Below are 11,625 nucleotides of genomic sequence, written 5' to 3'. Positions count from 1 at the left end.
TCACCGGAGTTCCCGGTGGGCCGCCTGCAGGGTGCGGGCCAGTCCGGCCGGCGTCGGGTCGGTGTAGAAGGCCAGCGGGGACACCTCGACACCGTGCGCCTGCCGGAGTTCCGTGAGGATCTGCACCCCGAGCAGCGAGTGGCCGCCGAGTTCGAAGAAGTCGTCGTCGGCGCCGATGCCGTCCAGGCCCATCAGGTCCTCCCAGAGCTGGGTGATGGTCAGCTCCAGTTCCGTGCCCGGTTTGCGGTGGTCGGCGCTCAGCTCGGGCCGGCTGTGGGACTCCCGGCTGGCCAGCTCGGTGCGGTCGACCTTGCCGTTCGCCGTCAACGGCAGCGCGTCCAACCTGGTCACCCGGGCGGGGACGGCGTACGACGGCAGTACCGCGGTCAGCCGTCGGCGCAGGTCCAGCACGGATGCGGTCCCGGTGAGGAAGGCCGCGAGGCGTCGACCCCCGCGGGCGTCGTCCTGCACCACGACCGCCGCACCCGTCACGCCCGGCACACCGACCGCCACCGCCTCGACCTCGGCCGGCTCGACCCGGAAGCCCCGGATCTTGACCTGCCGGTCCCGCCGGCCGACGAACTCCAGGTGCTCCCCGGCACGCCGGACCAGGTCGCCGGTGCGGTACATGCGCGCACCGGGGGTGGCGGCGAAGGGGTCGGCGAAGAAGCGGGCCGCGGTGAGGGCCGGGTCACCGAGGTAGCCGTGGGCGATCCCCGACCCGCCGACGTACAGCTCCCCGACCTGACCGTCGTGCACCGGCCCGAGCCGGTCGTCCAGGACGTACGCGGTGGTGCCGCGGATCGGCCGCCCGATCGGGACGGTGCTGCCGGTGACCAGGGAGCTCATCCGGTGGCAGGTACTGAAGGTGGTGTTCTCCGTCGGCCCGTACCCGTTGATCAGGACGGTGTCGGGCAGCGCGGTCACGGCGCGGTTCACGTGCGCTACGGAGAGCACGTCCCCACCGGCGAGCAGGTGCCGCAGTCCGCGCAGGTGGTCGAGGCCGACCTCGACCACCCGGTGGAACAGGCCGGCGGTGAGCCACAGCACCGTGGCGCCGTGCTCCGCGACGAAGGCGCACAGCTCCTCCGGCGAGAGGTCCACCGGCGGCGGGACGACGAGGCAGGCCCCGTTGAGCAGCGGGGCCCACACCTCCAGCGTGGAGGCGTCGAACGCCAGCGGCGCGTACTGGACGAACACGTCGTCGGGGCGTACGGGCAGGAAGTCGCTGTCCACCACCAGCCGGACGACGGCACGGTGCGGTACGCACACCCCCTTGGGCAGGCCGGTGGACCCCGAGGTGTAGGCGAGGTAGGCGAGGTGGGCGGGACCGGACTGGCCGGCGGCGAACCCGGCCGGCCCGTCGTCCCCGGTGTCCTCGACCGGCAGGGCCCGGCACCCGGTCGGCAGGTCCGACAACCCGGACGACGTGGTGAGGACCAGTTCGACGGCCGCGTCCCGGAGGATGGCGTCACGGCGCTCCGGCGGGTAGCGGTCGTCGAGCGCGACGTACGCGGCACCGCAGCGGAGGATCGCCAGCAGGCCGACCACGGTCGCGGCGGACCGGGGCAGGTGCACTCCCACCACCGTCCCCGGTACCGCGCCCGCCTGCCGCAGCCGGCGGGCGAGCCGGTCGACGCGCCGGTGCAGCTCGGCGTAGGTCAGCTCACCGTCCCAGGCCCGCACCGCCGTCCGGGCGGGGTGCCGTGCGGCGATCTGCCGGAACAACTCGTCCATCATCGCGGGGCACGCTCCTGTAGTTGCGCGGACAGCAGGGCGAGCAGCGGCTCGGGTGCGGTCAGGAACTCGTAGTGGCCCCCCGCGAGGACGTCGAACCGCACGTCGTCGCCGTAGTGCTCCCAGCCGCGTAGTTCGGCCTCGGTCACCTCCGGGTCGTCGGCCCAGCGCAGCACCGTGACGGGCATCGGGACCGGTGCCGGCTCGTCGAGCCGGTAGTGGCGGTTGGCCTCGAGGTCCTCGCGCAGTACCGCCAGGCTGAGGGCCAACATCGCGGGATCCGGCTGTCCGCCGCGCCGCACCGCGAGGCCGGCCAGTTCGTCGAGGAGTTCCTCGTCGGTAAGGGCCAGGAACCGGTCGTGCGGACAGTGGTGGGGGGCGACCTGGGCCGAGACCACGAGCCCGGCCGGCAACGCCAGCCGGTCGGCGGGCAGGCGGCGAGCCGTCTCGTACGCCGGCAGTGCACCGGCGCAGTGTCCGAAGAAGACGAACGGCCGGTCCAGCAGCGGCAGCAGTTGCTCGGCCAACACGTCCGCCAGCTGCGGGTAGCTCCGGTAGTGCGGCTCCCGGATGCGGTTCTCCCGACCGGGCAACTGCACCAGGCACACTTCGATCCCGTCGATCCAACGGGGCCACCGGTTGAACATCGACGCACCCATACCCGAGTACGGGAAGCAGAAGATGCGGCCGACGGACTCGTCGGACGGGTCGCGCAGCAGCCAGCGGTGGCGCTTCACGACCCGGACTCCCGTGCCGGGCCGGCCGGCTGCGGGTCGGCCCGGTTCGCCTCGACGTGGCCCCGGCCGTCCGGCCGGTCGAACGGATCCGTCATTCTTCTTCTCCCTGCATCGCGCGTATCGGTGCCGAACCGTTCCGGCGCAGCAGGGGCAACTGCCGCCGGACGAGTTCGCCGAGTTCCGCGGCCCTGTCGCGGTAGTAGAAGTGGTCGCCGGGCAGCAGCGCGATCGTCGCCGGCCCGACGGTCAGGTCCGCCCAGCCGCGCAGGTGCTCGGGTGTGATGTCCGGGTCGGCGTCGCCACCGACGACCAACATCGGGCAGCGGAGCGGCTGTGGCGACCCGACGTGCCGTGCGGCCAGCAGCGTGTCGGAGCGGATCGCCTGGATCGCGAGACGCAGCATCTCCGGGCTGTCGAGCAGCTCGTCGGTCATGACGTTCTCCTGGCGGAGCAGGGCGACCCACTGCCCGACGTCACGCGCCTCGATCTCGTCGGCGCGCAGCGTCGTGACCCCCGTCGGCTGGGCCGACGAGATCACCACGAGCTCGACGTGGCGGCCGGAGCGCGTGAGCCGGTGCGCCAGCTCGAAGCAGAGCAGTCCGCCCAGGCTGTGCCCGAGCAGCACCAGGTTGCCGGTGGCGTGCCGGTCGATCTCCGCCGCCATCTGGTCGGCCAGGTCGTGCAGGCTGGCCGTGGCCGGCTCACCGATCCGGGGCCCCCGCCCCGGATACTGCAGGACGAGGGTCTCGTCGGCGGCCACCGCCACGTGCCGCAGCAGGTCGTACACGGAGTACGCGCTGCCGCCGCCGTACGGGGCCACCACGATGGTCCGCGTGGCCCGGCCGCCGGGCCGGCCCGCACCGTGGCGGTACCGCCACAGCCCTCGCGTCATCGGCTCCAGCGCCATCGGCACACCCACTTTCCTCAATGGGTCTCGGCCCAGTGAAGCACCCGACTGTGGAACCACTGTGGAACCGGCGTGGAAGGTGGGGCCGGTAGCCGGGCACCCGGCTACGGCCCGGTCCTTTCGGCGCCGTGGGACCGTCCGCCTTTGGTGGAGGCCGAGTGCCCGCGTTCCACCATCGGTTGAAGACAGGGCCGCCCCATCAACGACATGATCTGGGGAACTCGCCTGGCCGCGGTTGACCGGTACGCGGCTGCGCCGGGCCGCATCGACCCTGCCGAGCAGGTGCTTCCGTCGCCGCGAGTGAGGAAATGGGCATGACACCGACCGAATCGAGCCGTGGTGTCGGCGGCGGCGCCGACACCCTACTGGCCGGCTTCGCCCACTCCGTGCGTCGTCATCCCGACCGGATGGCCGTCGTCTCGGACGAGCGGGTGCTCACGTACGCCGAGCTGGACGAACTCGCCGAGGCCGTCGCCGCCGAGATCCAGGCCCGGACCGGCGAACCCGGTGCCCGTATCGGCATCTTCCTGCCCCGTTCCGCCGATCTGGTGCTGGCGGCTCTCGCCGTGATCAAGGCGGGCCACTCGTACGTCCCGCTCGATCCGGGCGACCCCCGGGCCCGGCTGGAGCGCATCCTCGAGGTGGCCGAACCCGCCCTGGTCATCACCACCGGCGACCTGGCGGACGGCCTGCCACCGGATACCGCGGTGCTCCGGCTGCACCACACCCCGCCACCGGGCCTGCCCTACTCGGTCCCGTCGGTGGACGTCTCCGCCTGCGCGTACATCATCTTCACCTCCGGAACGACCGGTCAGCCCAAAGGCGTACGCATATCGCACGGCAACGCACTGCACCTGTTCCGGTCGACGGATTCCCTCTTCGCGTTCGACGAGCACGACGTGTGGTCGATGTTCCACTCCTTCGCGTTCGACTTCGCCGTCTGGGAGATGTGGGGGGCGTTGCTCCACGGCGGGTGCGTGGTCGTCGTACCGGAGCGTGTCGTCCAGGACCCGGCCGCCTTCCGGCGCCTGTTGCGGGACCGGCGGGTGACCGTGTTGAGCCAGACGCCGACCGCCTTTTACCAGCTTGTCACCGAGGAGCAGAGGCACGACGACCGGCTGTCGGTACGTCGGGTCGTGTTCGGCGGCGAGGCGCTGCGCTTCGCCACCCTGGCACCGTGGATCGCCAAGTACGGCGACGAGGCGGTCGAGCTGATCAACATGTACGGCATCACCGAGACGACCGTCCACGCCTCCTACCGCCGGATCCGCGAAGCCGACCTGCGCCAGAGCGCGAGTCTCATCGGCGTCCCGCTGCCGAACTCCCTCATCCGGCTGGTCGACGACCAGCTCGATCCGGTGCGACCGGGGCACGTGGGTGAGATCGTCGTCGCCGGGCCGGGGGTCGGGCTCGGCTACCATGCCCGGCCCGACCTGACCCGGCAGCGGTTCCTCGACCTGACCGACGACGACGGGCAGTCGGTCCGCGGCTACCGGTCCGGTGACCTCGCCCGGCTCCGACCGGACGGCGACCTCGAGTACCTGGGCCGAGCCGACAGCCAGGTCAAGATCCGCGGGTTCCGGATCGAACTCGGCGAGGTCGAGGCGGCACTGGTCCGACAGCCGGCGGTCCGCGCCGCCGCGGTGGCCGTCCGGACCCTCCCGACCGGGGACGAGGCCCTCGTCGGATACGTCGTGCCCACCGAAGACGGCGTGCCGGACCAGCGCCGGCTCCGCGACGATCTGTCGTTCGTCCTACCCGGGCACATGGTGCCGGTGGCCTTCGTGGTGCTGGACGCGCTGCCCCTCACCGGCAACGGAAAGCTCGACCGGGCGATGCTGCCCGATCCGGTCCTCGCCGCCGACGGCGGCCGCGCTCCACGGTCGCTGCCGGAGGAACTGCTCTGTCAGCTCTTCGCCCAGGCCCTCGGCCGTCCGACGGTGGCCCCGGACGACAACTTCTTCGTGCTGGGCGGGCACTCGCTGTCCGCCGTCCGCCTGACCAGCCGGATCAGGGCGGTCCTCGGCCTGGAGGTGAGCATCCAGGAGCTGTTCGAGTCGCCCACCGTCGCCGCGCTCACCCCGAGGATCACCGCCACGACCGACCGCCCCCCGTTGACCCGGTGTGCCCACGGTGACGACGTGCCCCTGTCGCCCGCGCAGCGGCATCGCTGGTCGCTGCACCAGGAAGCCGGAGCCACCCCGGCCGGTCAGGTGTCGTCCGCGCTCCACCTGGCCGGCGGGGTCGCCGTGGCCGCGCTCGACGCCGCACTCACGGATGTCGTGCGCCGGCACGCCGTGCTCCGCACCCAGTTCACGGAACACCACGGGACACCCGTCCAGCGGATCGTCGGCCCTGAGGCGATCCGGCCGCCGCTGGTCGTCGAGCCGATGGACGCGGAGAAGCTGGCCGAGTCCGTCGCGGCCGTCACCCGGGAGCCCTTCGACCTCCGGCAGGACCCGGCCGTACGGGCCAGGCTGTTCCTCGTGGACGAGAACCGGTCGGTGCTGGTGCTGGTGCTGCATCCCCTCGCCGCGGACGAGTGGTCGCTGCCTCCCCTGCTGCGCGATCTGGCCGAGGCGTACGGTGCCCGGCTCGCCGGTCGCCAGCCGCGCTGGCAGCCGATGCCGGTGCAGTACGCCGACCACGTCGTGTGGCAGCGGGACCTGCTGGGCGACGCCGACGATCCGGACAGCGTCGCGGGGCGGCAGCTGGCCTTCTGGAAGGGGTACCTGAGCGGCATACCGGCCGAACTCGCGCTGCCGGCCGACCGGCCGCGACCGACCGACCCGCGGTCCCGCGTCGACCTGGTCCCGGTCGACATCGATGCCGACCTGCATGTCGGGCTCGCCAGGCTGGCCGACGCGAGCGGCACGACCGTCGACATGGTGCTGAAGGCGGCACTGGCCGCGCTGCTCACCGGGCACGGCGCGGGCACCGACCTGCCGCTCGCCGTCCCGGTCCCCGGACGGACCGAGGCCGCCCTGGAACGGCTCGTCGGGCTCCTCGGCAACACGCTGGTGACGCGGGTCGACACCGCCGGGGATCCGACCTTCGCGGAGCTGCTGGTCCGGGTACGCACCGCGGACCTGGCCGCGTACGCGCACCAGGATCTGCCCTTCGCACGGCTGGCCGAGCGACTCGATCCGGTGCGCTCGACCAGCCGGCACCCGCTGGCCCAGGTCATGGTGGGCGCCCGGCCCACGGTCGCGCCCGACTTCGCCCTGCCCGGGCTCGGCGTGGCGGTGGAGCCGATCGGCGACGACACCGCGGCGTTCGACCTGTCGTACCGGTTCGAGAAGCGGCGCGACGCCGACGGCCAGCCGCAGGGGGTATGCGGCGCCCTGGTGTACCGCGTCGACCGGTTCCGCCGGGAGACCGTGACACACCTCGCGGTGGGCCTGTTACACCGGTTGGAGCAGGTGGTCGCCAACCCCGCCACTCGGCTGAGTCAGCTCGACGGCCCCGAGGCCGGGTAGCGCTTTGCCAGGTTGTTCCGGTGTGTCGCTTGTGGGGCTGTTCGGCGGTTTTTGGCTATCGCCAGTGGCCGGGGTACTCGGCGTGGATGTCGCCGTCGAACAGCCGCCAGCAGAAGTCGGTCATCCGCGCCGCAGCGGGGGCGTGCCGGGCAAGGATGCCCGCCACGGCCGCCGGCACGTCCTGCGGAATGTCGCCGCTCGCGCACCGGCGCACGTACCTGTCGCGGGCAGAAGGACCGCCGCTGACCGGCGCCGGCACCCCGCACACCGCGGTGACCAGCCAGTTCACCAGCCGCATCGCCGCGTAGTCGGCATCGTGGCCGACGTGGTGCGCGACAAAGTCGCGCTCGGCGTTCGACAGGTCGAACCGGGGCGAGGTGGCCAGCCCGAAATCGACGAGGTAGATCCGTTCACCGTCGGCCCGCAGGTTGCGGAAGTGTCCGTCCATGTGCAGCAGCTCGCGGCTGCGCAGGAACGCCACGACCTCGAACATCTGCCGCTCGAACGTCTCGGCCCTGCCGACCGGGTCGTCCAGCCAATCGAGCAACGGATAGGGGACGTACTCGAAAAACAGCACGAGGCTGGAGGCCGCGCCGGCCAGTTCCTCGAAGCGGACGCGCACCGCCGGGTCGCCGCCGAACTGGGCGACAACGGCGTCGATGTCACGGTGCTCGGACGCGACAGGCGGGCGGCCGGGTAGCACCCGCCAGTGGTGCAGCAACGGGAAGGACTCCGCCTCACCGGCGAGGACCGCCTCGGTGACGATCATGTTCGCGGCCAGCTCGCGCCAAGCGCCGAAGCCCGGGCCGGCGAGGCGGTACATGCCGTACTGGCAGAAGGGCGGCAGGTCGAACAGGTTCGCTGTGCTGTGCGGATGGGCCAGCTCCCGGTCGGTGATCGGGATCCGCTTGGCGAACACCGGCACGCCGTCGACGTCGAGCACCGAGGAGTCGCCGCCCACACCCACAGCGCTGGTGGGCGTGGCGTGGAGGAACGCCGCCAGGTCGTCGTCATCGCGGGCGGCGAGCGAGGTCGACATGAGATCGTGGCGGAGACGTCGGGCGGTGCGCATCGCACCCATCATGCCAGCGGGTTGCGGTCGCTCAGGTTGCCGGCCGGGGCTCAGCGGGCGGCGGCGACGTGGTGCCGGAGTACCGGCGGGCGGCGGCGACCAGGTCGGCCGGGTATCCGGCGTTCGCTCTGTCGATGATGTCGCGGGGGCGGCCCTGTTGGACGGGTACGCCTTGGTGCAGCACGACGATCCGGTCGCAGCTCTGTACTGCCTCGCCGAGATCATGGGTGATGGACAGGACGGCCAGGCCGGTGCTGTCGGCGAGGTGGCGCAGGGTGGCGGCGATGCCGGCCCGGGTGGACACGTCGAGCATGGAGGTCGCCTCGTCGGCGATCAGCAGCACCGGTTGACCGACGAGTGCGCGGGCAATGGCGATGCGTTGACGTTGCCCGCCGGACAGCTGATCGGGTCGGCTGGTGAGTAGTTCGGTACCGGGTAGGCCGGCCCGTTCGAGGGCCTGGGTAACCCGGTCGGCGTGCAGGTGGCGGGGCGTACCGGCGATCCGTAGGGGTTCGGCGACGAGTTGCGCGACGGTCATCGCCGGGTGCAGGGCGGCGTACGGATCCTGGGCCACGAAGCCGAGCCGGTGCCGGACGGCCCGCAGCCGGCGCCCGCGCAGCAGCCGCAGATCCTTGCCGGCCACGTGGACCTGGCCGGTGGTGGGCCGTAGCAGGCCGAGCAGGATCTGCGCCAGGGTGCTCTTGCCGCTGCCGCTCTCGCCCACGATGGCGACGATCTCCCCCGCCCGGAGCTGCAGGTCGACACCGCAGAGCGCGGTGGTCTGCCGGTGCCGGGTCCGGTAGACGTGACCGACGCCCGTCAGACTGACCACCGGTTCGGCCGCCGTCCCGGAGCCGACGGTCCTGCCCGGCCCTGATGTGGCCGGCTTGGTGGATGCGGGCGGTGGGGACGCGGTCGGGAACAGCAGCGGCCGGTCCTCGCCCAGCTGGTGACAGGCGACCACCGCGTCCCCGAGCGCCGCCGGGAGGGGTGGTTCGGTGTGGCACGGCTCGCTGGCCCAGGGGCAGCGCTCCACGAAGGGGCAGCCGGCAACGCGGTCGGGCTGGGCCGGTGCGGTCCCGGGGATGCTGGTCCAGGGTGCGGTCGGGTCGAGTGACGGCGTCGCGGCGAGCAGTCCTCGGGTGTACGGGTGGTGGGCGTGGCCGTTCGCCGGTCCGGTTTCGACGAGGGTGCCGGCGTACATGACGGCCATCCGGTCGGCGATTCCGCGCAGGGCCGGCAGGTCGTGGGAGATCAGCAGGAGGCCGACCTCGTGGTTGGCACGCAGGTTCGCGAGCAGGTCCAGGATGTGGTTCTGGGTGACCAGGTCCAGCCCCGTGGTGGGCTCGTCGGCGATGAGGAGCTGCGGCTCGCCGGCCAGCGCGAGGGCGATCGCCACCCGTTGGCGTTGCCCGCCGGAGAGTTGGTGCGGGTAGGCGCCGGCCGTGTTCGTGGCTAGCCGGACCTGCTGGAGCAGGTCGACCGCACGGGCGGTGGCCGCCGGACGGGAGGCCCGGGTGTGTACTCGCACGGATTCGACGAGTTGGTCGCCGATGCGGCGGACCGGGTTGAGTCCGGTCATCGCTCCCTGCGGCACGATGGCGATCCGTCGGCCGCGCACGCCGTACCAGTCGGGGCCGGTGAGGTCGGTGAGTCGCAGGTCGCCGAGCCGGGCGCTGCCGGTGACGGTCGAGCCGGGCGGCAGCAGGCCGAGCAGGGCCTTGGCGATGGTGGACTTGCCGGAGCCGGTCTCGCCGGCCAGCGCCACGATCTCGCCGGCGTCGACGACGAGGTTGACGTCGCGGCTGGCGGGGTGGCCGTTCGGGTACTGGATCGTCAGATCCGTGATCGTCAGCATCAGCGGGCCTGCCGGGAGGTGGGGTCGAGCCGGTCCTCGGTGGCCACGCCCACCAGGGCGAGGGCGGTGACGGTGGCCACGATCGCGGCGCCGGGTGGCAGCGCCCACCACAGCCACGCGTCGGTCAGCATGGCGCCCCGGACCGACGCCCAGTGGATCATCGTGCCCCAGCTCGGGGCGGTCGGGTCACCCAGTCCGAGGAAGGCCAGACTCGCGTCGAGGACGATGGCCGTCATCGCCGCCCGGACGAAGACCGGCACGAGCAGCGGGGCCACGACCGGGGAGGCGTGCCGCACGAGCAGGTACCAGGTGGACGCGCCCATCGCCCGGGCGGCCTGCAGGTGGCCGCGGGACCAGGCGGCGAGCACCCCGGCGCGGACCAGCCGGGCGGGTCCGGCCCAGACCAGGGCGGCGACCACCGCCGCCCGTACGCCGAGGCTCTGGCCGAGAAACGCGGCCGCGACGATCAGCAGCGGCAGGAACGGCAGGGCGAGGACCAGGTCGACGGTCCGCATCAGGATCGCGGCGGCCCAGCCGGGTGCCAGGCCGGCGACCCCGCCGACCAGCGCCGCCGCGATGGTGGCGATGCTCGCGACGAGCAGGGCGATGCCGAGCGAGCCGCGGGCGCCGATCACCAGTTGCGCGAACAGGTCCCGGCCGAGGTCGTCGGCGCCGAGCCAGCGGTGGGCCGACGGTGCCGCGTACGGTGTGGCGACCCGCTGTCGGCCGTCGGTGCCGAGCAGCCACGGGCCGACGAGGGCGGTGGTGGCGAGGGTCGCCAGCAGGACGCCCCCGGTCCAGCCGGCCACCCGGCCGGCCCTCACGACCGGCCCCGCCCGCGAACTCGCGGGTCGAGCAGCGGGTACGTCAGATCGGCCAACGCGTTCATGACGAGCACGGTGACGGTCAGCGTGAGGAAGGTGCCCTGCATCGTCGGATAGTCCCGCCCCCCGATGGCGTCGAAGGTGAGCCGGCCCAGGCCCGGGTAGGCGAAGACGGTCTCGACGACGAGGGCGCCGCCGACCAGCCAGCCGAGTTCCATCATCAGCTGGGTGTGGACCGGCAGCAGCGCCGGTCGCAGCAGGTGCCGGGTGACGACCCGTCGCTGCGGGATTCCCCGGGCGTGGGCGTGTTCGACGTGCGGGGCGTGCAGCGCCGAGGCTATCGAGAAGCGCGTCACCAGGAAGAACTGCCCGATCCCGGTGGCCACGAGCACACCCACGGGTAGGACGAGGTGGGTGGCGACGTCGCCGACTGCGGCAAGCCCGGTGTGCCCCGGGGAGGTGACGCCGAAGGTGGGCAGTGCCCCGAGGTGCACGCCGAAGAACAGGATGCAGAGCATGCCGAGCCAGAACGCGGGCGCGGCGTCCAACAGCAGCACCCCCGCCAGCAGCAGGTTGCCCTTGCCTCGGTCACGCCGCAGGCCGGCCAGCACGCCGAGCAGGACGCCGACGGCGGCGGTGAGCAGCACGCTGGCGCCCACCAGCAGCAGCGTCCAGGGCAACGCCGCCCCGATCGCCTCGATGACCGGCCGGCCACCGTTGAACGACTCGCCGAGGTCCAGCCGGGCCAGGTCGCGCAGGTAGCTGGCGAACTGCACGTGCAGCGGCTGGTCCAGCCCGTACGCGGCGACGACCTGAGCCCGGGTCGTGGCGTCCAGTTGACCGACGTCGGTGCCGCCGAGGGTCCGCAGCGGGCCGCCCGGCAGCGCGCGAGGCAGGGCGAACGTGACGGTCACCGCGACGGCGAGGACCGCCAGGTAGCCGCCGGCCCGGCCCAGCACGGCACGGGCGAGCCCGGTCCGGGCCCGGGCCGGGCGCGACGCGACGGTCATC

General features: G+C 72.9%; 8 protein-coding genes. 1 reads left to right on the top strand and 7 read right to left on the bottom strand.

Translation table 11 applies throughout. The annotated features are described in order from the left end of the window. The 3 genes from ACQPZO_RS12105 to ACQPZO_RS12095 all read right to left on the bottom strand — a co-directional run bounded on the left by ACQPZO_RS12105 (position 1) and on the right by ACQPZO_RS12095 (position 3,381). On the bottom strand, positions 1 to 1,740 hold the full coding sequence (locus ACQPZO_RS12105; RefSeq protein WP_433349754.1) for a non-ribosomal peptide synthetase: 1,740 nt from the start codon (positions 1,738 to 1,740) through the stop codon (positions 1 to 3). Next, complete coding sequence (locus ACQPZO_RS12100) at positions 1,737 to 2,474, bottom strand: thioesterase II family protein (RefSeq protein ID WP_433349753.1); 738 nt, start codon at positions 2,472 to 2,474, stop codon at positions 1,737 to 1,739. Before ACQPZO_RS12100 ends, ACQPZO_RS12105 begins: the two co-directional genes overlap by 4 nt. 91 nt (positions 2,475 to 2,565) lie before the next feature. Continuing rightward, positions 2,566 to 3,381, bottom strand: coding sequence for a thioesterase II family protein (locus ACQPZO_RS12095; RefSeq protein ID WP_433349751.1), 816 nt, complete (start codon positions 3,379 to 3,381; stop codon positions 2,566 to 2,568). Between the two features lie 314 nt (positions 3,382 to 3,695). On the opposite strand from ACQPZO_RS12095, the gene ACQPZO_RS12090 reads away from it, so the two are divergent. Continuing rightward, positions 3,696 to 6,860, top strand: a complete 3,165-nt coding sequence (locus tag ACQPZO_RS12090; protein WP_433349749.1) for an amino acid adenylation domain-containing protein — start codon at positions 3,696 to 3,698, stop codon at positions 6,858 to 6,860. 55 nt (positions 6,861 to 6,915) lie between these two features. Here the strand turns inward: ACQPZO_RS12090 and ACQPZO_RS12085 are convergent, their stop codons facing one another. From ACQPZO_RS12085 to ACQPZO_RS12070, 4 genes are read right to left on the bottom strand one after another with little or no spacing between them, the layout of a single operon-like run. After that, positions 6,916 to 7,932, bottom strand: a complete 1,017-nt coding sequence (locus tag ACQPZO_RS12085; RefSeq protein ID WP_433349747.1) for a serine/threonine protein phosphatase — start codon at positions 7,930 to 7,932, stop codon at positions 6,916 to 6,918. 31 nt (positions 7,933 to 7,963) lie between these two features. Beyond that, the gene (locus ACQPZO_RS12080) at positions 7,964 to 9,790 is read right to left on the bottom strand and encodes an ABC transporter ATP-binding protein (RefSeq protein ID WP_433349745.1); all 1,827 of its coding nucleotides are present in this window, start codon (positions 9,788 to 9,790) and stop codon (positions 7,964 to 7,966) included. Further along, positions 9,790 to 10,614 (bottom strand): ABC transporter permease, encoded by an 825-nt coding sequence (locus tag ACQPZO_RS12075; RefSeq protein ID WP_433349743.1) that lies wholly within the window; start codon positions 10,612 to 10,614, stop codon positions 9,790 to 9,792. Before ACQPZO_RS12075 ends, ACQPZO_RS12080 begins: the two co-directional genes overlap by 1 nt. Beyond that, complete coding sequence (locus ACQPZO_RS12070) at positions 10,611 to 11,624, bottom strand: ABC transporter permease (RefSeq protein ID WP_433349741.1); 1,014 nt, start codon at positions 11,622 to 11,624, stop codon at positions 10,611 to 10,613. The genes ACQPZO_RS12075 and ACQPZO_RS12070 overlap by 4 nt, the downstream gene beginning before the upstream one ends. Between the last annotated feature and the right edge of the window lies 1 nt (position 11,625).

The sequence above is a fragment of the Micromonospora sp. CA-111912 genome, from assembly GCF_050948415.1.
In the GTDB taxonomy this organism is placed as follows: Bacteria; Actinomycetota; Actinomycetes; order Mycobacteriales; family Micromonosporaceae; genus Micromonospora.
Note: the sequence above shows the minus strand (reverse complement) of the source record. Positions and strands in the feature narration are given on the sequence as shown.